The organism is Pedobacter terrestris, assembly GCF_052343045.1.
Classification (GTDB): Bacteria; Bacteroidota; Bacteroidia; order Sphingobacteriales; family Sphingobacteriaceae; genus Pedobacter.
In genome coordinates this window covers 3,499,622-3,523,211 of record NZ_CP180264.1, presented here as the reverse complement: position 1 = coordinate 3,523,211, position 23,590 = coordinate 3,499,622, and the positions used below count along the sequence as shown (strand labels likewise).

16 protein-coding genes are annotated in these 23,590 nt (G+C 38.9%); 13 read left to right on the top strand and 3 right to left on the bottom strand.

Annotated elements, in window-relative coordinates:
• The first annotated feature begins 32 nt into the window (after nucleotides 1–32).
• From ACJVDH_RS14890 to ACJVDH_RS14830, 13 genes are all read left to right on the top strand, one after another.
• Entirely contained in the window at nucleotides 33–1,490 is a 1,458-nt protein-coding gene (locus tag ACJVDH_RS14890) for a UDP-N-acetylmuramoyl-L-alanyl-D-glutamate--2,6-diaminopimelate ligase (protein ID WP_443944194.1), read from the top strand.
• Nucleotides 1,490–2,737 (top strand): phospho-N-acetylmuramoyl-pentapeptide-transferase, encoded by a 1,248-nt coding sequence (gene mraY, locus ACJVDH_RS14885; protein ID WP_443944193.1) that lies wholly within the window; start codon nucleotides 1,490–1,492, stop codon nucleotides 2,735–2,737. Before ACJVDH_RS14890 ends, mraY begins: the two co-directional genes overlap by 1 nt.
• A 24-nt stretch (nucleotides 2,738–2,761) precedes the next feature.
• Nucleotides 2,762–4,153, top strand: a complete 1,392-nt coding sequence (gene murD / locus ACJVDH_RS14880; RefSeq protein WP_443944192.1) for a UDP-N-acetylmuramoyl-L-alanine--D-glutamate ligase — start codon at nucleotides 2,762–2,764, stop codon at nucleotides 4,151–4,153.
• A gap of 15 nt (nucleotides 4,154–4,168) precedes the next feature.
• The gene (locus ACJVDH_RS14875) at nucleotides 4,169–5,365 is read left to right on the top strand and encodes an FtsW/RodA/SpoVE family cell cycle protein (RefSeq protein ID WP_443944191.1); all 1,197 of its coding nucleotides are present in this window, start codon (nucleotides 4,169–4,171) and stop codon (nucleotides 5,363–5,365) included.
• Between the two features lie 124 nt (nucleotides 5,366–5,489).
• Nucleotides 5,490–6,593: an undecaprenyldiphospho-muramoylpentapeptide beta-N-acetylglucosaminyltransferase gene (gene murG, locus ACJVDH_RS14870; RefSeq protein ID WP_443944190.1), complete on the top strand. Its 1,104-nt coding sequence runs from the start codon at nucleotides 5,490–5,492 to the stop codon at nucleotides 6,591–6,593.
• Nucleotides 6,594–6,734: 141 nt separating this feature from the next.
• Complete coding sequence (murC, locus tag ACJVDH_RS14865) at nucleotides 6,735–8,090, top strand: UDP-N-acetylmuramate--L-alanine ligase (protein WP_443944189.1); 1,356 nt, start codon at nucleotides 6,735–6,737, stop codon at nucleotides 8,088–8,090.
• Nucleotides 8,083–9,090, top strand: coding sequence for a cell division protein FtsQ/DivIB (locus ACJVDH_RS14860; RefSeq protein WP_443944188.1), 1,008 nt, complete (start codon nucleotides 8,083–8,085; stop codon nucleotides 9,088–9,090). Before murC ends, ACJVDH_RS14860 begins: the two co-directional genes overlap by 8 nt.
• A 44-nt stretch (nucleotides 9,091–9,134) precedes the next feature.
• Nucleotides 9,135–10,493, top strand: a complete 1,359-nt coding sequence (gene ftsA / locus ACJVDH_RS14855) for a cell division protein FtsA (protein ID WP_443944187.1) — start codon at nucleotides 9,135–9,137, stop codon at nucleotides 10,491–10,493.
• A gap of 130 nt (nucleotides 10,494–10,623) precedes the next feature.
• Nucleotides 10,624–12,258, top strand: a complete 1,635-nt coding sequence (gene ftsZ, locus ACJVDH_RS14850) for a cell division protein FtsZ (RefSeq protein ID WP_443944186.1) — start codon at nucleotides 10,624–10,626, stop codon at nucleotides 12,256–12,258.
• Between the two features lie 169 nt (nucleotides 12,259–12,427).
• Nucleotides 12,428–13,669 carry an aminotransferase class I/II-fold pyridoxal phosphate-dependent enzyme gene (locus ACJVDH_RS14845; RefSeq protein ID WP_443944185.1) on the top strand — a complete coding sequence of 414 codons (1,242 nt, stop codon included), beginning with the start codon at nucleotides 12,428–12,430 and terminating at the stop codon, nucleotides 13,667–13,669.
• Nucleotides 13,670–13,928: 259 nt separating this feature from the next.
• A complete protein-coding gene (locus ACJVDH_RS14840; RefSeq protein WP_056871440.1) occupies nucleotides 13,929–14,105 on the top strand; it encodes a hypothetical protein in 177 nt (58 codons plus the stop codon).
• Nucleotides 14,106–14,590: 485 nt separating this feature from the next.
• On the top strand, nucleotides 14,591–17,650 hold the full coding sequence (locus ACJVDH_RS14835) for a SusC/RagA family TonB-linked outer membrane protein (protein WP_443944184.1): 3,060 nt from the start codon (nucleotides 14,591–14,593) through the stop codon (nucleotides 17,648–17,650).
• A 3-nt stretch (nucleotides 17,651–17,653) separates the two neighbouring features.
• On the top strand, nucleotides 17,654–19,318 hold the full coding sequence (locus ACJVDH_RS14830; protein WP_443944183.1) for a RagB/SusD family nutrient uptake outer membrane protein: 1,665 nt from the start codon (nucleotides 17,654–17,656) through the stop codon (nucleotides 19,316–19,318).
• Nucleotides 19,319–19,448: 130 nt separating this feature from the next.
• Here the strand turns inward: ACJVDH_RS14830 and dapA are convergent, their stop codons facing one another.
• The 3 genes from dapA to ACJVDH_RS14815 form a co-directional block, all read right to left on the bottom strand.
• Nucleotides 19,449–20,348 (bottom strand): 4-hydroxy-tetrahydrodipicolinate synthase, encoded by a 900-nt coding sequence (gene dapA / locus ACJVDH_RS14825; RefSeq protein WP_443944182.1) that lies wholly within the window; start codon nucleotides 20,346–20,348, stop codon nucleotides 19,449–19,451.
• Nucleotides 20,349–20,434: 86 nt separating this feature from the next.
• Nucleotides 20,435–22,447 carry an NAD-dependent DNA ligase LigA gene (ligA, locus tag ACJVDH_RS14820; protein ID WP_443944181.1) on the bottom strand — a complete coding sequence of 671 codons (2,013 nt, stop codon included), beginning with the start codon at nucleotides 22,445–22,447 and terminating at the stop codon, nucleotides 20,435–20,437.
• A 446-nt stretch (nucleotides 22,448–22,893) separates the two neighbouring features.
• Nucleotides 22,894–23,568, bottom strand: coding sequence for an ACP phosphodiesterase (locus ACJVDH_RS14815; protein WP_443944180.1), 675 nt, complete (start codon nucleotides 23,566–23,568; stop codon nucleotides 22,894–22,896).
• Nucleotides 23,569–23,590 lie beyond the last annotated feature (22 nt).

Here is a 23,590-nt window from a genome sequence, read left to right as displayed (position 1 = left end):
AATACTTGATACTCGCAACTTAATATTAAAAGATGCAATTACAGGATTTACTTTATGGCGTAACGATTAAAGAATTGGTTGGTAAAACCGATCGGGAAATCAGCGGGCTTAATTTTGATTCTCGTAAAATCAAAAAAGGAGACGTATTTTTTGCCATACCCGGTACACTTTCTGATGGCCATCAATATATTCCGCAAACCATAGAAATGGGTGCAGAGGTAATTCTTTGCGAAAATCTTCCTGAAATTGAGGATTATACACGCACATATATTAAAGTAGATAATACATCTGTTGCTTTAGGTATAATGGCTGCCAATTACTTCGGTAACCCTTCCAAGCAACTTAAATTGGTTGGAATTACCGGCACAAATGGTAAAACTACTATTGCCACAATTCTTTTTAAACTCTTTAAAGAACTTGGCTTTAAAACCGGATTAATTTCTACGGTAGAAAATTATATCAATGATTTGGTTGTTCCGGCTACGCACACTACACCAAACCCAATTGCGCTAAATGCCATGTTGAGAGATATGGTTGCTGCCGGATGCGATTTTTGCTTTATGGAAGTAAGTTCCCATGCTGTATCTCAGCATAGAATTGAAGGGCTTGTTTTCGCCGGTGGCGTTTTCTCTAACCTGACACACGATCATTTAGATTTTCATAAAACTTTTGATGCCTATTTAAAAGCCAAAAAAGCATTCTTTGATGGATTGCCGAAATCGGCATTTGCATTAACCAATATCGACGATAAAAACGGTATGGTGATGTTGCAAAATACCAAAGCGCACAAAAAGTCTTATGCACTAAAACAAATGGCTGATTTCAAAGCGAAGATTATGGAAAACGCTTTCAGTGGTTTGCATCTGGATATCGATAACGAAGAAGTCTTTTTCAAACTGGTGGGTTCTTTTAATGCCTATAATTTGCTTGCCGTATACGGTACCGCTTTATTGCTTGATCAGGATAAACTTAAAGTGCTCACTTTACTAAGCCGCTTAACCGGCGCCGAAGGACGATTTGATTACATCACTTCAGACAATCAGATTATTGGTATTGTAGATTACGCGCATACACCAGATGCAGTGCAAAATGTGCTGAGCACAATTGCCGATATCCGTAAAGGAAACGAACAGGTAATTACAGTGCTTGGATGCGGTGGCGACAGAGATAAAACCAAAAGGCCGATTATGGCCCAGGTGGCTTGCGATTGGAGCGATAAAGTAATTTTAACTTCAGATAATCCACGTTCAGAAGATCCTCAAAGTATTATAACAGAAATGGAAGAAGGCGTTTCGCCAACAAATAAGAGAAAAACACTTTCCATTTTAGATCGTAAAGAAGCCATCAAAACGGCTTGCCATTTGGCAAAAAGTGGCGATATCATTTTAATTGCCGGGAAAGGGCACGAAAAATATCAGGAAATAAATGGAGTGAGAAATCATTTTGACGACAAAGAAATATTACGCGAACAACTAATCCAAAATAGCTAATGTTATATTTATTATTCGAATACCTGCATAAGCATTATGATATTCCTGGACTAAGGTTGTTCCAGTATATTACTTTTAGAGCATCTATTTCTATTATCCTTTCACTGGTAATTACTACGGTTTATGGCCGTAGGTTAATAGATTTTTTGCATAAAAAGCAAGTTGGAGAAACCGTTAGAAATTTGGGTTTGGAAGGCCAGATGCAAAAACAAGGTACACCAACAATGGGCGGTATCATTATTCTTTTGGGTATCCTTATTCCAACTTTGCTGTTTGCCAATATCACCAATGTCTATGTCATTTTAATGATCATTACCACAGTGTGGATGGGTGCTATCGGATTTTTAGACGATTATATAAAAGTTTTCCGTAAAAATAAAGAAGGACTGGCGGGTAAATTTAAAGTTGTTGGCCAGGTTGGGCTCGGAATTATTGTGGGCTGTACCATGTATTTTCACCCCAATATTGTGGTGCGTACAACCGTTCAGGATAATGTTAAAAGTGCCTCTACTGCACCAATGGTTTTGCGTCAAAAAGGAGAAACTTTTTATTACACACAAGATGTAAAATCAACAAAATCTAATATTCCGTTCTATAAAAACAATGAATTTGATTATGCTAAAGTTCTGAAGTTTTTAGGTCCGGGTTATGAAAAATATGCCTTTTTGGTTTTTTTAGCCTTTACGGTTTTTATCATTACAGCGGTTTCTAATGGAGCAAATATTACCGATGGTATAGATGGTTTGGCAACAGGTACATCAGCCATAATTGGTACAACGCTTGGTATTCTGGCATACGTGTCTGGAAATACGCAAATGGCCGATTATTTGAATATTATGTATATCCCAAATTCTGGGGAACTGATGATTTTTGCGGGTGCATTTGTGGGTGCCTGTGTAGGTTTTCTTTGGTACAATTCTTATCCGGCTCAGGTTTTTATGGGCGATACCGGAAGTTTGGCGATCGGTGGTATTATCGCCTCATTTGCCATCATGATTCGCAAAGAATTATTGATTCCAATCCTTTGTGGCGTGTTTTTAATTGAGTTGGTCTCTGTAATTATGCAGGTGTCTTACTTTAAATATACCAAGCGAAAGTTTGGCGAAGGGCGAAGAATTTTTCTGATGTCTCCCTTGCATCACCATTATCAGAAAAGAGGATATCACGAAGCGAAAATCGTTACACGTTTCTGGATCATCGGAATTATCCTGGCCATCATCACGGTAGTGACATTAAAATTAAGATAATCATCAAAAAAAATAGTAGGAAAAATGAGCAACAACCCAATATCCAATTTCAGCAACAGCCCTTCAAATACGAGTGGCCAGGGCCGTATTGTGGTTTTGGGTGCAGGCGAAAGTGGCGTAGGCGCAGCACAATTGGCAAAAGCAAAAGGATTTGAGGTATTTGTATCCGATTTCGGAACAATTGCAGATAAATATCAATCTGTATTAGTGGAATTGGATATTCCATTTGAATCCGGAAAGCATACCGAATCACTGATATTGAATGCAACTGAAGTGATAAAAAGTCCGGGGATTCCCTCTACTGCAGCAATTGTTCAGCAGTTGAAAAATGCCGGTATCGCTGTGATTTCGGAAATCGAGTTTGCAAAGCGATATACCTCGGCAAAAACAATCTGTATTACCGGCTCAAACGGCAAATCGACAACAACGTTACTTACCTATCACATTTTAAAAAATGCAGGTATTAATGTTGGCCTTGCAGGCAACATTGGTCACAGTTTTGCCGCGCAGGTAGCTACAGAAAATTTTGATTGGTATGTTCTGGAAATTTCCAGTTTCATGCTTGATGATATGTTTCAGTTTAAAGCAGACATTGCTGTGCTCTTAAATATTACACCTGATCATTTAGACCGATACGAATACAAACTGGAGAATTATGCTGCATCGAAAATGCGCATTATCCAAAATCAAACGGCTAACGATACTTTTATATACTGCGCTGATGATCAGCAAAGTTTAATCAGTTTGCAGCACGATCAGCCTTTGGCAAAAACCTATACTTTTTCTATCGAAAAGGATCAGGAAGCTGGCGCCTATTTAGTAGAAAATACAATACACATCCGTACAGAACCAAATAACGAACTAACCATGTCGATTTCAGAACTAGCCTTGCAAGGCAAACACAACATTTACAATTCTATGGCTTCGGGCATAGTAGCCAAAGTCTTGGAATTGAGAAATGAATCCATCCGCGAGAGCATGGGCAATTTTAAAAATATCGAACATCGGTTAGAGCATGTGGCGAAGATTTCGGGTATAGATTTTATTAATGATAGTAAAGCAACCAATGTAAATTCTACCTGGTATGCACTGGAAAGTATGACCAGCGAGGTGGTTTTAATTATGGGTGGCGTAGATAAAGGAAATGACTACGAAATGCTTAAAGATTTGGTTAAATCCAAAGTGAAAGCAATTGTTTGCTTAGGAAAAGACAACAAACGTATTCATGATGCTTTTGAAGATGATGTAGACATTATTGTCAATACTTTTTCTGCTGCAGAAGCTGCGCAGATTGCTTTTCACCTGGCAAAAAGAGGCGATGCGGTTTTGCTTTCACCGGCTTGCGCAAGTTTTGATTTATTTAAAAGTTATGAAGATCGCGGCAACCAGTTTAAAGCTGCGGTAAAAGAATTGTAAATAGGAGAACCTAATATGTTGCATGCACTACTTAATAAAACAAAAGGCGATAGATGGATCTGGTTGATTATCATCTTGCTTTCGCTTATATCTGTTATGGCAGTGTACAGCGCAACAGGAACCTTGGCGTATAAAAAAGGCGAAGCGGTTGAAAAACTATTGCTCACCAAACATTTGATTTTTGTGTTGCTGGGTATTGGAATGATTTATATTGCGCATTTGCTTGATTACAGATATTACGCCGGAATTTCAAAAATCCTGATGATTATAACGATTCCGCTTTTGATTTACACGTTGATTTTTGGAACAAATCTGAATGATGCATCACGTTGGGTAAAAATCCCGGTAATTGGGCTTACCTTCCAAACGTCAGATTTAGCCAAACTTGCCTTAATCACATTTTTGGCCAGAATGCTGACCAAGAAACAAGAGAATATAAAAGATTTGAAAGAATCTTTTATTCCGATTATGGCATCTGTTTGTACCGTTTTTGTGCTTATTGCACTGGCAAACATGTCTACCGCCTTAATGTTATTTGGCGTAAGCATTTTGTTGTTAATTATTGGCCGGATCAGCATTAAACAGATTTCCATCGTTTGTGCCGGCGGTTTAGTTTTGTTATTGATTGTAGGATTTTTAGGTCCGAGGAGAGAAACTTATAAATCCCGTATAAAAACCTTTATGCATCCAGAGTTGGTGCATTCAGATAAAACTTTCCAGGCAGATCAGGCAAAAATTGCTTTGGCTACCGGTGGAGTTTTTGGTAAAGGACCAGGTAATAGTACGCAGCGCAATTTCCTTCCACATCCGTATTCGGATTTTATTTTTGCCATTATTATTGAAGAATGGGGAACTGTGGGCGGAATTGTAATTATGACGCTTTACCTGGTGCTTTTATACCGATGTATAAAAATCGTAACACGCGCACCCAAAGCTTTTGGTGCATTGCTTGCCGCCGGACTAAGTTTTAGTTTAACTATACAGGCTTTTGCAAATATGGCCGTTGCGGTAGGATTGGGCCCGGTAACCGGAGTTCCTTTGCCGCTGGTAAGTATGGGAGGTACATCGATGATTTTTACCAGCGTTGCTTTTGGAATTATATTGTCGGTAAGCCGTGATGTTGAAGAAAATGTGTTGGGTAAAGAGGCTCCTGAGAAAGAAAAATCGAAAACGAATAAAGTGATCGTTGGAGAAATTCCGGCTATGGGATAGAGCGCTAAAAGACTAAAGCTAAAAGACTAGTACTTAAGGCTTAAAGTAAAACGAAAATTGAAATAATAATTAAACACTAGAAGAAGCTTTAGACTTTAGTCTTTTAGCTTTAAACTAAAGTAAAATGAATAATTCCCCAAAAATTATCATATCAGGTGGTGGCACCGGCGGGCATATATTTCCCGCCGTAGCCATAGCCAATGCGCTAAAGCGTTTGGTGCCCGCTTGTGAAATTTTGTTTGTGGGCGCAAACGGCCGGATGGAAATGGAAAAAGTTCCGGCTGCGGGTTATAAAATTGTCGGACTTAATATCGCCGGAATGCAGCGTGGTTCTATTGTTAAAAACCTATCGCTTCCTTTCAAAGTAATTGGCAGTGTTAGAAGGGCGTTACAAATTATTAAAGAATTTAAACCAGATGCAGTTGTTGGTGTTGGTGGTTATGCTTCTGGGCCATTATTATATGCGGCATCGTTAAAAGGTATTCCGTATTTAATTCAGGAGCAAAACTCTTATGCCGGTGTAACCAACAAATGGCTGGGAAGAAAAGCTTCTAAAATTTGCGTTGCTTTTGATGATATGGAACAGTTTTTTCCGGCAGCTGCTATTTTAAAAACCGGAAATCCTGTGCGTAAAGAAGTGGTAGATATTAAAGGTAAACACCATGCGGGTGCTGAGTTGTTAAAGCTCGATCCTTTAAAGAAAACCATTTTAGTAACCGGAGGAAGTTTAGGTGCCGGAACATTGAATAAAAGTATAGAAAAACATATTGGTGAGCTTATCGCGAATGATGTTCAGGTAATTTGGCAAACAGGTAAATTCTATTATAAAGGAATTATAGAAAGATTGGGCATGAATTACCATCCGAATGTGCGCATACTGGAGTTTTTAAATAAAATGGATCTGGCTTACGCAGCAGCAGATGTTATCATCAGCAGAGCAGGAGCGGGTACAATCGCAGAACTTTGTTTAATTAAAAAACCGGTGATTTTGGTGCCTTCGCCAAATGTAGCGGAAGATCATCAAACTAAAAATGCAATGGCATTGGTAAAAAATGGAGCAGCGATACTGATCACAGATCGTGCTGCAGAAGATACCTTGGTTAAAGAAGCTTTGTTGTTGTTAGAGGATGAAAAGCAATCTGTACAACTTAGTGAAAACCTGGCGAAAATGGCATTGCCGCAAGCTGATGAAATTATAGCCGGAGAAGTATTAAAGTTGATTGAATAAGATTATAGACTATAGTTGAAAAACCAAAGCAAGAACAAAATGCTACGCGTGGTAAAAGCAACATTAGCAACAAAATAAAATATAACAAGACTGTAGAAAGACTGCTTTAAGCTTTAGTCTTTCTGCATTTAATTTAAAGAAATGGAATTAAGTAAAATAACAAAAGTGTATTTCGTGGGTATCGGTGGTATCGGTATGAGTGCGCTTGCACGTTATTTTGCCAAACGCGGTCAATCGGTTTCGGGTTACGATAAAACTAAAACTAAACTGACCAGCGCCTTAGAAGCAGAAGGCATTGCCGTAACTTACCAGGATGAGTTGTCTGCAGTTCCTCAAGAATTTGCTCATCAGGATAAACATACATTGGTTGTATATACGCCGGCAATCCCTAAAGATTCTACAATTTTAAATCATTTTAAAAGTGGTGGTTTCAGTCTGAAAAAACGTTCAGAAGTATTGGGGATTATCAGTAAAGGAATGTTTTGTATTGCTATTGCAGGAACGCATGGAAAAACAACTACGTCTTCAATTGTGGCACATATCCTAAAAGATACCGGTTATGATTGCACTGCTTTTTTAGGCGGCATCACCTCAAACTATAATAGTAACGTGCTCTTCGGATCAAATAATGTTGTCGTGGTAGAGGCAGATGAATACGACCGGTCGTTTCTAAAGTTGCATCCAGACATTGCAGCAGTTACGTCGATGGATGCAGATCATCTGGACATTTATGGCGATAAATCCCACTTAGAAGAATCTTTCCATTTATTCGCAAGTCAGCTTAAAGAAAACGGACAGTTGTTTGCACATGACGGTTTGCCGCTTTCCAATTACATTAGTTATGCCGCAAATAATACCGCAACAGCACAAGCCTCAAATGTGCGTGTAGAAGGAGCAAAGTTTGTTTTCGATTATAAAGATGCTGAACATTCGTTAAATGATATTCCGTTAATGCTGCCGGGTTTACATAATGTGGAGAATACAACTGTGGCCATTGCTATTGCATTTAAGTTAGGGATAGATGCCGAAAAAATTAAACAGGCTGTAGGGCGTTTCAAAGGTGTAAAACGTCGTTTTGAATATATTGTAGACAACGGAAAACAAGTATATATTGATGATTATGCCCATCATCCTGAAGAACTTAGGGCTTGTTTCGATGCCGTAAGGATGTTATATCCTGAAAAGAAATTAACAGTTATTTTTCAACCACATCTATTTACACGCACGCGGGATTTTGCAGATGATTTTGCAAAAGTTTTAAGCACAGCTGATGAATTGCTTTTGCTGGATATTTATCCAGCCAGAGAATTGCCTATAGAAGGTGTAGATTCGACGTTTTTACTCGAAAAAATAACATCACAAAATAAAAAAGTATGTGGAAAAGATTTTGTGCTTCAATACGTTGCACAAGCTAAACCCGAATTAATTTTAACAGTTGGAGCCGGAGATATCGATACGTTGATTGATCCACTTAAAGAAATACTGAATTATGCTTAAACGGATAAATTGGAAAGTGATACTTACTTGTTTTGCCTGGGCAATTTCCCTGGCAGGCGTAGTAACGCTTTTTAGTTTTATCAACGTAAAAAAACGCGCGGTAACGTGTAGTGATATCAAAATTATTATACCGGGTGCAGATAATTTTATAGAACGCGAAGAAGTAGACGCTATTCTTAGAGCAGATCAGGGTGTTTTATTAGGCAGAAATCTGGAACAAATCAACATCCATAAAATAGAGGAAAAGCTAAAGGCCAACCCTTACATCGCCTTTGCGAAGGTATTTATGGACATGGATGGCGTATTGAGTATAGAGATTATGCAGCGTGAACCGATATTAAGGATTTTAAATGCCGGCGGACAAGATTTTTACATCGATGATAAAGGATTAAAAATGCCGATATCGTCAAATTTTACAGCAAATGTTTTGGTTGCCACCGGAAATATAACCGAAGTTTTTGGCAGTCGTGTAGATACTTTACACACACAATTGGCCAGAGATTTGTTTAAAACGGCACAATATATCAAACGTGATACGCTTTGGGATAACCAGATTGAGCAGATTGCCGTAAATGAAAAAAACGATATGCTTTTAATTCCACGCGTAGGTGATGAAACCATAATCCTGGGAAATGCAGATTCACTTGATGTGAAAATGCGCAACCTTAAAGTTTTTTACAAAAGAGCTATACCAGAAGTAATTGCCAGAAGGTATAAAACCATTAGTATAAAATACAGCAATCAAGTTGTTTGCGAAAAGCGTGATTCTACAGGTAAATCAGCAAAACCGAAACCGGCCTCGCCTACCGATAGTATCCGGACGCAACAAAAAGTAGCAGACTCGCTAATCAGGGATGTTATTGGCGAAGCACTAAAAACGCAGAAGGCCAGTACCGTTCCAAAAAAAAAAGAACCGGTCAAGCCTGACGTAAAGAAACCGGAAAGTAAACCGGTGCAGGCAAATGCCGGAGCAGCGAAAACCGAGAAAAGAAATAAATAGATACCCAGAGAAACAATATATATAACTCAACAACATTAACGAATATGGACAAGGCAAAATTTACCAGTCAGTCGCCAATTGTAGTCGGTCTAGATATCGGTACTACAAAAATCTGTGTTATTGTCGGTCGCAGGACGCAACATGGAAAAATTGAAATTTTAGGAATCGGGAAGGCAGAATCGGCGGGAGTGACACGTGGTGTGGTTTCTAACATTCAAAAAACCGTGCAGGGTATTGCCCAGGCGGTTGAGGTGGCAAGCGGACAATCCAACGTAGAAATACAGGTGGTGAATGTGGGTATTGCCGGTCAACATATAAAAAGTTTGCAGCATCGGGGTATTTTAACGCGCCGTGAGTTGAATAATGAAATTGGTAAGAAAGACATCGATAAATTAATTGATGATATGTTTAAACTGGTAATGCCACCAGGAGAAGAAATTATTCATGTTCTGCCACAAGAATTTACCATAGATAATGAACCGGGAATTAAAGACCCTATCGGTATGGCTGGCGTACGCTTGGAAGCCAACTTCCACATTATTTCTGGTCAGGTAACTGCGGTAAAGAACATTATGAAGTGCGTAAACAATGCAGGTTTACAAACTCAGGATTTAATTCTTGAGCCATTAGCTTCTTCTGAATCGGTGTTGAGCGATGAAGAAAAAGAAGCAGGTATTGCTTTGGTTGATATTGGTGGTGGTACAACAGATATTGCCATTTTCCATGAAGGTATTATTCGCCATACGGCGGTGATTCCTTTCGGTGGAAATAGTGTAACTGAAGACATTCGCGAAGGCTGTTCAGTAATGCGTAACCAGGCCGAATTGTTAAAAACGCGTTTCGGTTCTGCGTTGGCAGAAGAAAATAAAGAAAATGAAATCATTTGCGTTCCGGGATTGCGTGGTCGCGAGCCGAAAGAAATTTCTGTCAAAAACCTGGCTTATGTAATTCAGGCACGTATGGAGGAAATTATCGAGCATGTTTACTATGAGATAAAATCATCCGGATACGAGAAAAAATTAATTGGTGGTATCGTAATTACCGGCGGTGGAGCAATGTTGAAACACCTCAGCCAGCTCGTAGAATATGTAACCGGATTGGATTGCCGTATCGGCTACCCGAACGAGCATCTTTCGAAATATGAGGAGATGCCGAAAACCATTTATGATGATCTTAAAAGCCCTATGTATGCAACCAGTGTAGGTTTGTTGATTAAAGGAATCCAAAAGGCGGAAGAGTTAATTGAAGAACTGAAACAACCTGGCGTGTTTGTAGACAAATCAAAAGCACCAAAAGAAAAGGAAAAACGCGGTTCAGGATTGTTCGATAAATTACTGGCAAAAACGAGAACATTCATTCAGGACGATATGAATGTAAGCGATGAAGATTACCTGAAGAGCTAGATATTTTTCAACAAAACAGTAGTTTTCCACATTCTTAACACTTGTGGAAAACCTCTGTTGAAAAAGTGTTAATATTACGTGGAGTAATGAACAGGAATTAAAAATTTTTAAACAACTGATTCATAAGATTATGCAGTTCGAAATGTTAAAAGATAAGTCTTCAATCATCAAGGTAATTGGTGTTGGAGGCGGTGGCGGCAACGCAGTGAACCATATGTACCTGTCGGGAATCACAGGTGTGGATTTTATTATTTGTAATACAGATGCTCAGGCTTTAGAAAGCAGTCCGATACCAAATAAGGTACAATTAGGGGCTAGTTTAACTGAAGGAATGGGTGCTGGTTCAATTCCTGAAGTTGGCAAAAACTCAGCAATAGAAAATATCGACGATATTAAATCTATGTTGGGCAGCACAACAAAAATGTTGTTCATTACTGCCGGAATGGGTGGTGGCACTGGTACAGGCGCCAGTCCAATTATTGCAAAAGCAGCAAAAGAATTAGACATTTTAACTGTTGCCATAATTACTACTCCATTTTCTTTCGAAGGCAAAAGACGTAGACTTCAGGCAGAAGAAGGTATGGAAGAATTGAAGAAATATGTAGATTCTTACCTAGTTATTTCTAATGACCGTCTTCGCGAAATTTTCGGCAACTTAACTTTAGGCTCCGCTTTTGGGCAGGCTGATGATATTTTAACCACAGCAGCAAAAGGAATTGCAGAGATCATTACAGTACCTGGTTATATCAACGTTGATTTTAAAGATGTACGCACTGTAATGAAAGACAGCGGTGTAGCCATTATGGGTAGCCATTCATCAGAAGGTGAAGATCGCGCTTTACAGGCGGTTGAAGGTGCGTTGGCATCTCCTTTGTTGAAAGATAACGAAATCGAAGGCGCACGTTATATTTTATTAAACATCAGCTCTGGATTGAGAGAAGTTACGATGGATGAAGTGTCTATCATTACCGATTACATTCAGGAAAAAGCAGGTTTATCTGCAGATTTAATCTGGGGTAATTGTACCGATGAAACATTGGGCGATAATCTTTCCGTTACGATAATTGCAACAGGTTTTCAAACATCGGAGCAAAGAGTAAATGAAGAGAAAAACAAGAAAAAGATCTCTTTACTTACACCAGAAGAAGCGCCCCTGGTTCGTCCGGTAGAACCCGTAAATTCCTTTATTCAGCCAAAACAACCAGTTCCATCTTATGAACCGGTAATGAAAGCGAAGGAAGAAGTACCGCAGGCAGATTTATTTGGTGGGATGTTTAACCGCTCAACAGAGCAACAAAAATCTACTCCAGATGCAGAATCTAATATTGTGCGTCATACTTTAATTGAAGAAGAACCACCACATAACGAAACACCAATGGAAAGCGGTTTTGAGTTTGAGGTGAAACTAGCAGAACCTAATTTCGTGTTCGAAACACCAATTGCCAATACACCAGTTCCTGAGCCTGAGCCAGAAATGCCTGTTGTAGGTTTGGACGATGATAAGAACGACGAATCTATGGAAGAGCAGTTGCGTAAATCAAAAGAACGTATTTTGCGTTTGAAAGATTTAAGCATGAAATTGCGTACCACAAATGGATTGCAAGAATTAGAAAGTGAACCTGCTTATAAACGTAAGCAAATGCAACTGCAACAAGTGCAGCATTCGTCTGAATCTCAGGTTAGCCGTTTTACTTTAAGTAATGATCAGGACGGTGGAACCGAAATCAGACCGAACAACTCCTTTTTACATGATAATGTTGATTAACCAATCATAACAAGTTTATTGAAGCCCCGAATGACCATCGGGGCTTTTTTGGCATCAAATTAGAGCGTTAAAAAGTTTTAAATTAATCGTTAAGAGATAGATCAAGTTGATTTTAAGTGGAATAAACCGTAAATTCGCAAAATTTAAAGTACAATAAATACATATTACATTGGATATATTTGATAAGATAGCAAAGCACATGGGACCGCTTGGTCAGCACCAGAAATGGTCTCACGGGTATTTCTCATTTCCAAGATTAGAAGGAGAAATTGCTCCGCATATGCAATTTCGTGGAAAAGAGCATTTGGTTTGGAGCTTGAATAATTATTTAGGATTAGCAAACCATCCTGAGGTTAGAAAAGCAGATGAAGAAGCTGCAGCGCAATTTGGTATGGCTTACCCAATGGGCGCCAGAATGATGAGTGGAAATTCTAAATACCACGAGCAACTTGAACAGGAACTTGCCGAATTTGTAGGTAAACCCGATGCTTTTTTATTGAACTATGGATATCAGGGTATGGTTTCCATCATAGATTCACTTGTAGACCGTAACGATGTTATTGTATATGATGCAGAATCTCATGCCTGTATTATCGACGGTTTACGCCTTCATTTGGGTAAACGTTTTGTGTATAAACATAATGATATTGAAAGTGCACGTAAGCAATTGGAACGTGCTACTAAATTGACCAAAGAATCTGGCGGTGGTATTCTATTAATTACCGAAGGTGTATTTGGTATGAGTGGTGCCCAAGGTAAACTAAAAGAAATTGTTGACCTTAAAAAGGATTTTGAATTTAGAATTTTGGTTGATGATGCACATGGTTTCGGTACTATGGGAAAAACTGGTGCAGGAACGCATGAAGCACAGGATTGTATTGAAGGCATTGATGTATACTTCGGTACTTTTGCAAAATCAATGGCCGGAATTGGAGCTTTTGTAGCCTCAACTCAAGAAATTGTGAACTTCTTACGCTACAATATGCGTTCACAAACTTTTGCCAAAGCACTTCCAATGCCGATGGTAATTGGTCTTTTAAAACGTCTGGAATTGTTAAGAACCAAACCTGAATTAAAAGATAAACTTTGGGAAATTGCAATGACGCTGCAAAAAGGTCTGCGCGAACGCGGATTTGATTTGGGTGTAACCGATTCTGTTGTTACCCCGGTTTTTCTTAAAGGCGAATTGACTGATGCTACGGCGCTTACCTATGATTTGCGCGAAAATTATGCAATTTTTTGCTCAATTGTTGTATATCCTGTAATTCCGAAAGGCATGATTGAATTGCGCTTGATCCCAACTGCAGTACATACACTTGAAGATGTTCAACGTACTTTGGATGCATTTAGCGAAGTTTCTGAGAAACTATCTAATGGCTACTATCAAGAGAACCAATTTGCGCAAGCGTAAATTTTAATATATTTAAAAGGCCTCCTAAATTGATTTAGGAGGCCTTTTTTGTTTTAGTTATGTTTGTAATATATTGATAATCAGTTTTTTGTCTTTTATTATCAAGCATTTAATGTATAAAAAATAGTAAATGTGGAAAAAAACCACTTTTGAGGCTGTTTTTTATTGCTTCAAAAGTTTTTTTTATGAAGTAAACCCTCTAAATTAGAGTGAGATAATAAAAAACCCCAACCTCAAAAAAATTATAGGAGTACTCAAAATGAAAAAATTCGAAGAAGTAAAAAGTTTAGTGGCGGCTTTAGAAGCTGATGCAGACAAGTTTTATAACAAAGGTAACAGTGCAGCTGGAACCAGAATCCGTAAAGGAATGCAGGATTTAAAAAACCTTGCTCAAGCCATTCGTTTGGAAGTTCAGGACACAAAAAATAAAGCTTAAAAGAACCACGATATTTATGTAAACGGCCATTGGATTACGCTCCATTGGCCGTTTCTGCTTAGATCAGTTTTCTTTCCATTCATTCGACAACATCCTTTCTTTTAAGGGCATATTCGTGCTAAGCGGATTAAGCCAATGTTAATTTTTTCTCACGCAATCGTTTGATTAAGTTTTTCATCATTTGGTTGCTGAGCTCCCTAATAGCATCCTCTCCTATACTTTTTCTCCTGAATTTAACTGGCCAGATAGAATTTTTCTCTATAATAATCTAAGAAATTCAATTTATTTTCCCGCCTGGCAGAAATTCTGAACAGATTTATAAACATTTGCAAGTTAAGATCATGGTTCAAGCAGTATTCAATGATCGGGGGATTGATTTGGTAGGATAAAACAAACGTTTGCGTGTTGTTTATCAGTGATTTACGGTGTCTTTGAAGTGAAGTTTTTTAGTTTTATGATTAGCAAAAATCTAAACAAAACTAATTATGCGAGAAATTTACAGAAGGAAGGCACTGTTAACCGTTGTCTTTGCCATTCTATCCCTGGCCGGCTATGCCCAATTGGTAATTAGCGGAACAGTCAAAGATAGTTCAGGGCAGCCATTGCCAGGCGTAAGCGTCAAAGTCAAAGGAAGTAACTCAGGTATCAGTACAGACAACTCCGGTGGGTTCAGCTTGAAAGCCTCCGGACAGGCAATACTTGTTTTTACATTTATTGGTTATCAGTCTCAGGAAATTGCTTTAGCAGGTAGAAGTCAGCTTTCAGTTACAATGAATGACTCACCAAATAATAACTTAAATGATGTAGTTGTTGTGGGTTATGGAACACAAAAAAAGGTAAACCTGTCTGGTGCAGTAAATACTGTTAATACCAAGAATCTGGTCAACCGTCCGGTAACCTCCCTAACAAACGCACTTCAAGGTGCTGTACCCGGAATGGCTGTTAAATCGAGTCCGGGTGACGTGGGTGCTGATCTTGGCTCTATTAACATTCGGGGTCGTGGAAATCTTGGGGCTTCAGAACCATTATATGTTGTAGATGGCGTTATCGTTCCGGCAGGAGATTTTGCCCGGATTAATAGTAACGATGTAGAAAATATATCCATACTAAAAGATGCATCCGCATCTTCCATCTATGGATCTCGTGCGGCATATGGTGTTATTTTGGTAACCACAAAACGTGGTGGCGGCGCAATGAAAATTAGTTATAATGCATATTATGCTACACAATCTGCAACCTATCTTCCGGATTTTGTTGGCGCTTATGATTACGCAACCTTGCGAAACGAGGCCAATACAAATGCAGGCAGGTCACCCGCATACTCTGCCAGTGCAATGGAGAAAATCATCAACCAGACAGACCCGGATAATTATCCTGATAACGACTGGTTTGCATTAACCTTGAGGGAAAACGCTCCAATGATGGAACACCAACTCAATATTTCAGGAGGAGAAAAAACTAAATATTATTTGGGAGGCGCTTATTTCACACAAAATTCTCTTATACCCGGTAAAGATCTGAAAAGGTATTCTGTGCGTGCCAATACGGAGACTCAGATTTCTGAGAGACTTAAAGTAAGTAGTAATTTGTCTTTCATTCGTGATGGTTTCGATAATGAAAATGGAGCGATCAACTTTACTACCTTATCTAGGGAAACTCCATTACTTGTTGCAAGGCAGAGTAACGGAGCGTGGGGAAGTGTAAATGGAGGATTGATTGATGCCACTTTAGCAAGAGACAATACTTTGCGTCAACTAGCGGAAGGAGGAAGAAACAGCTACAATACAAATCGCTTTATTGGAAATTTAAATGGAACCTATACGCCTTTGAAAGGCCTTGAAATTGGTGGAATGTTCTCTTATAATTTCTACAATCTGGTAAACAGCGCTTTTATTAACCGCATGGATCCAATTAATAATTTCTTTACCGGTGCCCCAATCACAAGTACCGCAGTGAACGTCAATCAACTTACTGAAAACTGGCAAAATACCAGTAGACTGCTCGCTCAGGCAACTGCAAGTTATGAGCATGCCATAAATAAACATTATTTTAAAATGTTAGGTGGTGTAAGTTATGAGAATTATAACGACCGGGTCATTCAGGTGATTCGGAAAGATTTTGTTAATAATGATCTGAATGCAATCAATGGCGGTTCAACACTTCCTGAAAATACGACTTCCACTGGGGCAATACAGCAACGGGCATTTCAATCTGTGTTTGGAAGGTTAAATTATGCTTATAATGACCGGTACTTAATCGAGATAAGTCTGCGTCAGGATGCTTCCTCGCAATTTGCTCCAGGTCATCGAAATGGTTTTTATCCGGCGGCTTCTGCTGCCTGGCGTTTGTCTCAGGAAGACTTTATGAAAGATTTGAATGCGGTAAATGAATTAAAGGTTCGGATTTCATATGGAAAACTTGGCAATACAAACAATGTTGGAAATTATGATTTCTATGATGGACTTACCTCAGGTACAACAGTCATTCTCGATCAAAGTCAGCAATACGGTGTGTATCCGGGAAAGTTGGCCAACAATTTGTTGACCTGGGAAAAAGTAGATATGTACAATGCCGGCTTAGATGCAACACTATTTAAAGCTTTTAATATCCAGCTGGACGTATTTACAAAAATGACAAAAGACATTTTGCTTACAGATACCAGCGTACCTTCTGAAGCCGGCCTAACCGATACGCAGGCGCCCTCAAGAAATATAGGTCAGGTTAAAAATTCTGGTTTTGAGCTTTCACTTTCTTACAGCGGAAAAATTAATGATTTCAGGTATTCCATTGCTGGTAATGTAAGTAAAGTCTGGAATAAAGTTGCTGAGCTTGGTGGTTTAACAGAAACGCCGGCAAGTGGCTATTATATCAATCGGGTAGGCGAGGCAATTGGTTCATTTTATATGTATCAATCAGATGGTCTTTTCACATCAAACGATGAGGTTGCCAAGAGCGCCTTTCAATCCAATGCAACAAAAGCCGGCGACATTAAATACGTAGATCAAAACGGCGATGGCAAGATAGATGGCGAGGATCGAATTATTGCCGGGAACGATGTGCCTTATTTCATTTATGGATTAAATTTTACGGCAAACTACAAAAACTTTGATTTTTCTGTTATTGGACAGGGTGTAAACGGAGTAAAAGTTTATCTTGAAAATGAAGCTTCACAAGCATTTTTTAATGGTGCTGGTGCGAAGGGTTTTGTATTAGATAGATGGACGGCAACCAATCCAGATGCGAATGCAACTTATCCCCGGGTACTTAATTCTGCTGATAATGCGCATAATTTGGTCTTATCGGATTTCTGGTTATTTAATGCAGATTATTTTCGGATCAAAAGTTTAACGCTTGGTTATACCGTGCCTAAATCTGTTTTGAACAAACTTAAGATCGCTCAGTTAAGGTTTTATCTCTCCAGCAACAATCCTTTAACTTTCAGAGACGATAAAAGACTTAAAGATTTTGATCCGGAGTCTGCATCCTCACGCGCTACTTATCCAGCCTTAAAATCCTACTCATTGGGCGTAAACTTAACTTTTTAATCCATGAAAAGAATAATACACATCATAACCCTGTTATCGGTAATTGCAGCAGGGTGCAAAAAATCTTCTTTAGACTATGTTCCGCAGGACCAGTTGTCCAGCAATTCATTTTGGACAAGTGCCAACGATGCAAAATTGGCACTAAACGGATGTTATGGCTATTTGTCAAATGCCTTTAACAACGCTTATGAAGACGCTTCTACAGACAACGCTTACGCACAATACTCTTGGGAAAGTAATTCTCCATCGGTTTCTGCCGGGAATATCAATGCCACTATTGATCAAGGTTACGGAAGTAGATACACCTATATCCGCAGATATAATTATTTTTTAGATAATGTGGCTAAAGCACCATTGTCGCCAGAAGTAATGCGCAGATATGTTGCTGAGGCCAAAGTTTTACGCGCGATAACCTACTATGATTTGGCCCGAACTTTCGGTGCGGTTCCGCTATTGAAAAATAGTTATATTGATCCATCCGAAACGGCTGTTTCGCCTACTGCAGAATCAGAGGTGATTGACTTCGCTATTTCAGAAATACAAAATGCTATTCCAGATTTGAATGCTAACATTGTTCAGGACGGAAGAATTTCAGCTGGAGCAGCCTGGTCCTTTCTTGTTCGCATTCAACTTCAATATAAAAAATATCAGGATGCAGTGGTAAGTGCGCAAAAAGTGATGGCAATGGGTTATCAATTGTTTCGTAAAAGCACATTGTCTTCTGAGGATCTGATTGATGATTTCTCGGCATATGTAAATTTTGCAAATGATGTTGAAAAGGAAAAATTTTATAAAGGTCTTGCAAGTTATGAACAGCAGTTTTGGGCAGCAAATGAAGCGGCGAGTAAGGAAATTGTCTTGGCCTCACAGAATATTTCCAATTCTTCATACGTTTATGGCAACGGGTTACGCACCTTACTTCCCCCGAGTGATTTAGGGGGGTGGAGTTCCATTACGCCTACCCAAGAGTTGGTGAATGCCTACTGGGATAGAAACGGCAATTTGTTCACACCACCCAGCGCTGCCCAACGTGCTGCCTATTATAACAATGGCACGCCAAACGCTGCTTATGCAAATGAATTTAAAAATCGGGATACACGATTATATGCATCAATATTATTTCCTCAGGTTACCTGGCAAAGGATTGGTTCGGGATACCGGTTCGCCTGGGGGAAAGGCGGGGGCAATAATAGCGTTACCGGCTATAACTTTAAAAAGCTCGTAGATCCAGCGCCTGAAAGCGCGCAGAACGAGTGGGATGGCGCTCAGGATTTTCCCATTATTCGTTATGCTGAAATTCTTTTGAGTTATGCGGAAGCTAAAAATGAACTCAGTGGTCCGGATGCTACGGTTTATAATGCAATTGATGATATCAGGGATCGAGCTGGAATGCCAGCAGTGAACAGAACCACATTCGCTTCTCAATCTCAGCTTCGGGAGTTGATTCGCAACGAACGAAGAATTGAGCTTGCTGGAGAAGGTCAGCGGTACTCTGATATCCGTCGCTGGTCAATCGGCCAAACTGTGATGAAAACCACCTATGACATCACTAATGGCGTGGTGCAGACACGTGTTTGGCAACCAATTTTTATGCTAATGCCATATCCGCAAACTGCTGTAGATCGAAATGTAAACCTTAAAGCTGCTCAGGCAGCCAAAGGATATTAGAAGTTTCTGAATGAATTTAAAGCCCCGGACTGCTTGCGCGGCTTTTGCAAAACCAATCTCTCAGTCAACAAAAAAGCAGATTACATGAAGTGATCTGCTTTTTTGTTAACTGATTTTAAGAAAAGAAAGTTTATTTAGTTTGTGCGACCGGTTGCCCAATCTTGTCAATCTCCTTTATAATAGCCTGTTTCAAACCTGCCGAAGCTTTAATTAATGGCAAACGAACCGTATCACCACAAATGCCTATATGTTTAAGGGCGGCTTTAATTCCAGCAGGGTTACCTTCGGCAAATGCCAATCTGGTAAATTCAATTAAACCAAGATGAGCAGGTAAAGCGCCAGCAAAATCGCCAGCCAAACATTGCCTAACCATATCAGAAAAAACTCTAGGCAATGCATTTGCAACAACAGAAATAATACCTGAAGCTCCTAATGCAACCATTGGGAGCGTTATCGGATCATCACCAGAAAGGAGTAAAAAGTCTTCCGGTTTATCTCTCATAATCTGATTAAACTGATCGAAACTACCTGAAGCTTCTTTTGTGGCAATAATATTTTTGAAGTCATGCGCCAATCTGCAAGTTGTTTCCGGCGTCATGTTGCTCATTGTACGGCCAGGTACGTTGTATAAAATCAAATCTAAAGGAGAAACTTCAGCCAAATATTTATAATGCTGATAAATTCCTTCCTGAGTTGGTTTATTGTAATAAGGGCTTACAGAAAGAATTGCACTGTATCCTTGCGCATCAAAAGATTTAATTTCATTTGCAACAGAAAGTGTATCGTTTCCACCAATGCCGGCTACAAGTGGTAATCTATTGTCATTAATTTCAGCGGTATATGCCCACACCTTCTTCTTCTCGTCCTTAGTCATTGTAGCGGTTTCGCCGGTTGTACCTAAGGAGACGAGGTAATCTATCCCTCCGTCGATCAAATGATTAACGAGGTTTTTTAAACCATCGTAATCAACAGATCCATCTGTGTTAAAAGGTGTAACCAATGCCACACCAGTACCCTGAAATTTGTTCATTTTTTAATTATAATTATTGAATTTTAATAGCGCTTAATAGATAGCAGGTTTAGCTGGTATACACGCTAATAAAATTTATCTTTCATTTATTTCACCATTTCTAAAAGCTCGGCATCGCTGATTATCGGGATGTTCAGTTTGGTTGCTTTCTCCAGTTTTGAAGGCCCCATATTGTCTCCGGCTACCAGGAAATTTAGTTTACCAGAAATGCCACTCAGTATCTTGCCGCCATTTGCCTCAATGATGTCTTTTAACTCATCACGGGTGTAGTTTTCAAAAACTCCCGAAATTACGAATGTTTTTCCAATTAAGTGCTCACTAGCCAGTTCAATTATCTTTTCTTCAATTTCAAAGCATAATCCAGCAGATTTTAGCAAATCTATCTGGTCTAAATGCTCTTTTTTTGAAAAATATTCAACAATACTCTCTGCAATACGTTGTCCAATCTCGTCAATGGCGATAAGTTGTTCTATAGTTGATTTGCTTAAAACCTCTATATTTTTAACAGCAGCAGCGAGTTTTTTGGCAACTGTTTCGCCAACATAACGGATACCTAAACCAAATAAAACTTTTTCAAAAGGCATTTCTTTTGATCTTTCTATCCCAGCAAGCATATTGTCTATAGACTTTTGCCCGAAACGTTCGATGTTTTTCAGCTCATCGGATTTTTCTTTCAACGTATACAAATCACTGATGTGATTGACAAGCTGATTGCGGTAAAATGTTTCTATGGTTTCATCGCCCAAGCCATCAATATTCATGGCTTTTCTCGAAATGAAATGCTGGATTTTCCCCACAATTTGTGGCGGGCAGCCTTCATCATTCGGACAATAATGTACCGCTTCGCCTTCTTTTCTAATCAATTCGGTTCCGCACTCTGGACAATGACTCAGATAATGAATTTTTGATGATCCAGTTTTGCGTTCATCCAGGTTTACCTTTATAATTTTTGGAATAATTTCGCCCCCTTTTTCCACAAATACGGTATCACCTTCATGCAAATCCAATCGTTCAATTTCATTTGCATTGTGCAAAGTTGCCCGTTTTACGGTTGTGCCTGCAAGTAAAACAGGTTTTAGGTTTGCCACAGGTGTTACTGCTCCGGTTCTTCCAACCTGATACGTTACCTTTTCCAAAACAGTTTGAACTTCGGCGGCTTTGTATTTATAAGAAATTGCCCAGCGCGGAGATTTGGCAGTAAAACCCAATTCCTGTTGCTGTGCATAACTATTCACTTTAATTACAATTCCATCAATATCATAACTAAGTTTAAAGCGATTTTCTTCCCATTGATGGATAAAATCCAGAACAACATCTATATTGTTGGCAAGTTTAGTATGTTCACAAACGTGAAAGCCCCAATTTTTTACTGCTTGCAAACTTTCCCAGTGGCTTTTATACTCGTTTTTATCGGTGTATAGAAAATAAATAAAACCATCCAAAGGGCGTTTTGCCACTTCTTTACTGTCTTGCATTTTTATTGTTCCAGAAGCAAAATTCCGTGGATTGGCATAAGGGATTTCGCCAAGCTCTTCCCTGGATGCATTTAGACGCAGAAATGCGGCTTTATGCATAAAAATTTCTCCTCGGATTTCAAAATGTTCTGGTGCATCACTTGCTTTAATCTGATGCGGAATGGTGTGTATGGTTTTTACATTACTGGTTACATCATCGCCTTTGCTTCCATCGCCACGGGTAACTGCACGTAGAAGTTTCCCATTTTCGTACGTAAGGCTGATGGATAAACCATCAAATTTAAGTTCGCAGACGTATTCAAACTTATCGCCAATTGCTTTGCGGATACGTTCATCAAAATCGCGCAAATCTTGCTCATTATAGGTATTTCCTAAAGAGAGCATCGGATATTTGTGATTTACGGTGATAAAGTTTTTGGTAATGTCTCCGCCTACGCGTTGTGTTGGCGAGTTTGGATCAGCAAACTCTGGATTTGCTTTTTCCAGCTCCGTTAGCTTTTTAAGTTTTTTATCAAATTCATAGTCACCAATGGTTGGCATTGCCAGCACATAATAATTGTAGTTGTGCTGGTTTAGCTCAGAAACCAGGTTCTCCATTTCCTCTTGTATTGCAATTTTGGGCATGGCACAAAGATAAAAAAGGAAAGTGATTAATATTTATGTTGAAGAAGTTGAATGTCTAATCTTTTTAGACTCTAAAATTGGAGTGTCTGGTAAGTTTCTTTTTTAAAAACAATCGGTTATAAGATTTACTAAAGGTATGGCGGTAACCTCATTTGCCATCGGAAAGTTGTCTGTACCAGAATACACCACAACTTTTTTTGTGGTTTGATATCTTCTCAGTCCATGTGAAATCCTTTTGATAATGATGGAGCAGAACGCTGTTTAACTTACATTTAGCGCCAGCGTAGTTTTGCCTAACTAAAGTGATCCATCATTGTAACAGATGTACCTCTTTTCACTGCAGCGTTAACCCTTAGTTCTGCTCTTCTGACCTTCATCCATGCGAAGTTAATATTGTATGTTAAATTTACATGGATAGAAGTTGATTCGTAATGCATTTATGTTAACTAATCTAGTTTAATTGAAATTTCACCGAAAATTTTCATAAAATCTTTTTCCAGAACTTCTTTGAAAATAGCCAGTTGGAAGGTTAATTTCTGCAGTTGCAACTCGCTAAGCGTTTCTGGCCATAAACGCATGCAGATTCGGTTAAGTGCATAACTAACATTTTCCAATTTTTGGTAGCTCAGTAAATATTTGCTGCTGATAAAATTCTCCAAAAAATTAAAGAAAACCTGACTTTCAACCATTCCGCAGCGATCTAAAAAAGTTCTTAAATCAGATGGATCAACGTTTTTTAAATGCGCGTAAAACTCATGAACCTGGACTAAGTTGTGCTCAATAAGTAAGTGATCCAGAAGTAATTCTAAACCAATATGCGCCAAAAAAGACGGCCGTACGGAGGTGTCTTCTACAACGGGTTTGATCAAGGTTTTTAACGCGGTAGTTTTCTCTAAGAAAAAGTCTGATGAGTGAAAATATAAATCTACCTCTAAATGTCTTTTCCATCCCTTAAGCAAAAAAGACTGATTTTCATCGGCTAAAAAAAGGAATTCATTTTTTTGCGGATACAGGTTTGCACTTTTAACGGCATTCTTAATTAGATCTGGTAAAACCGTTCCCATAACAATATTAGGATCGGTCGTTAATCTATCGAAATAAAAATGGGAAAGAAAGTTCATATCCGCAAGATAGCTTTTTTCG

What these genes read in the sequence shown, in the direction of transcription:
- ACJVDH_RS14890 (WP_443944194.1), top strand. Translation starts at nt 33, where the DNA reads ATGCAATTACAGGATTTACTTTATGGCGTAACGATTAAAGAATTGGTT.
- mraY (WP_443944193.1), top strand. Translation starts at nt 1,490, where the DNA reads ATGTTATATTTATTATTCGAATACCTGCATAAGCATTATGATATTCCT.
- murD (WP_443944192.1), top strand. Translation starts at nt 2,762, where the DNA reads ATGAGCAACAACCCAATATCCAATTTCAGCAACAGCCCTTCAAATACG.
- ACJVDH_RS14875 (WP_443944191.1), top strand. Translation starts at nt 4,169, where the DNA reads ATGTTGCATGCACTACTTAATAAAACAAAAGGCGATAGATGGATCTGG.
- murG (WP_443944190.1), top strand. Translation starts at nt 5,490, where the DNA reads ATGAATAATTCCCCAAAAATTATCATATCAGGTGGTGGCACCGGCGGG.
- murC (WP_443944189.1), top strand. Translation starts at nt 6,735, where the DNA reads ATGGAATTAAGTAAAATAACAAAAGTGTATTTCGTGGGTATCGGTGGT.
- ACJVDH_RS14860 (WP_443944188.1), top strand. Translation starts at nt 8,083, where the DNA reads ATGCTTAAACGGATAAATTGGAAAGTGATACTTACTTGTTTTGCCTGG.
- ftsA (WP_443944187.1), top strand. Translation starts at nt 9,135, where the DNA reads ATGGACAAGGCAAAATTTACCAGTCAGTCGCCAATTGTAGTCGGTCTA.
- ftsZ (WP_443944186.1), top strand. Translation starts at nt 10,624, where the DNA reads ATGCAGTTCGAAATGTTAAAAGATAAGTCTTCAATCATCAAGGTAATT.
- ACJVDH_RS14840 (WP_056871440.1), top strand. Translation starts at nt 13,929, where the DNA reads ATGAAAAAATTCGAAGAAGTAAAAAGTTTAGTGGCGGCTTTAGAAGCT.
- ACJVDH_RS14835 (WP_443944184.1), top strand. Translation starts at nt 14,591, where the DNA reads ATGCGAGAAATTTACAGAAGGAAGGCACTGTTAACCGTTGTCTTTGCC.
- ACJVDH_RS14830 (WP_443944183.1), top strand. Translation starts at nt 17,654, where the DNA reads ATGAAAAGAATAATACACATCATAACCCTGTTATCGGTAATTGCAGCA.
- dapA (WP_443944182.1), bottom strand. Translation starts at nt 20,348, where the DNA reads ATGAACAAATTTCAGGGTACTGGTGTGGCATTGGTTACACCTTTTAAC.
- ligA (WP_443944181.1), bottom strand. Translation starts at nt 22,447, where the DNA reads ATGCCCAAAATTGCAATACAAGAGGAAATGGAGAACCTGGTTTCTGAG.
- ACJVDH_RS14815 (WP_443944180.1), bottom strand. Translation starts at nt 23,568, where the DNA reads ATGAACTTTCTTTCCCATTTTTATTTCGATAGATTAACGACCGATCCT.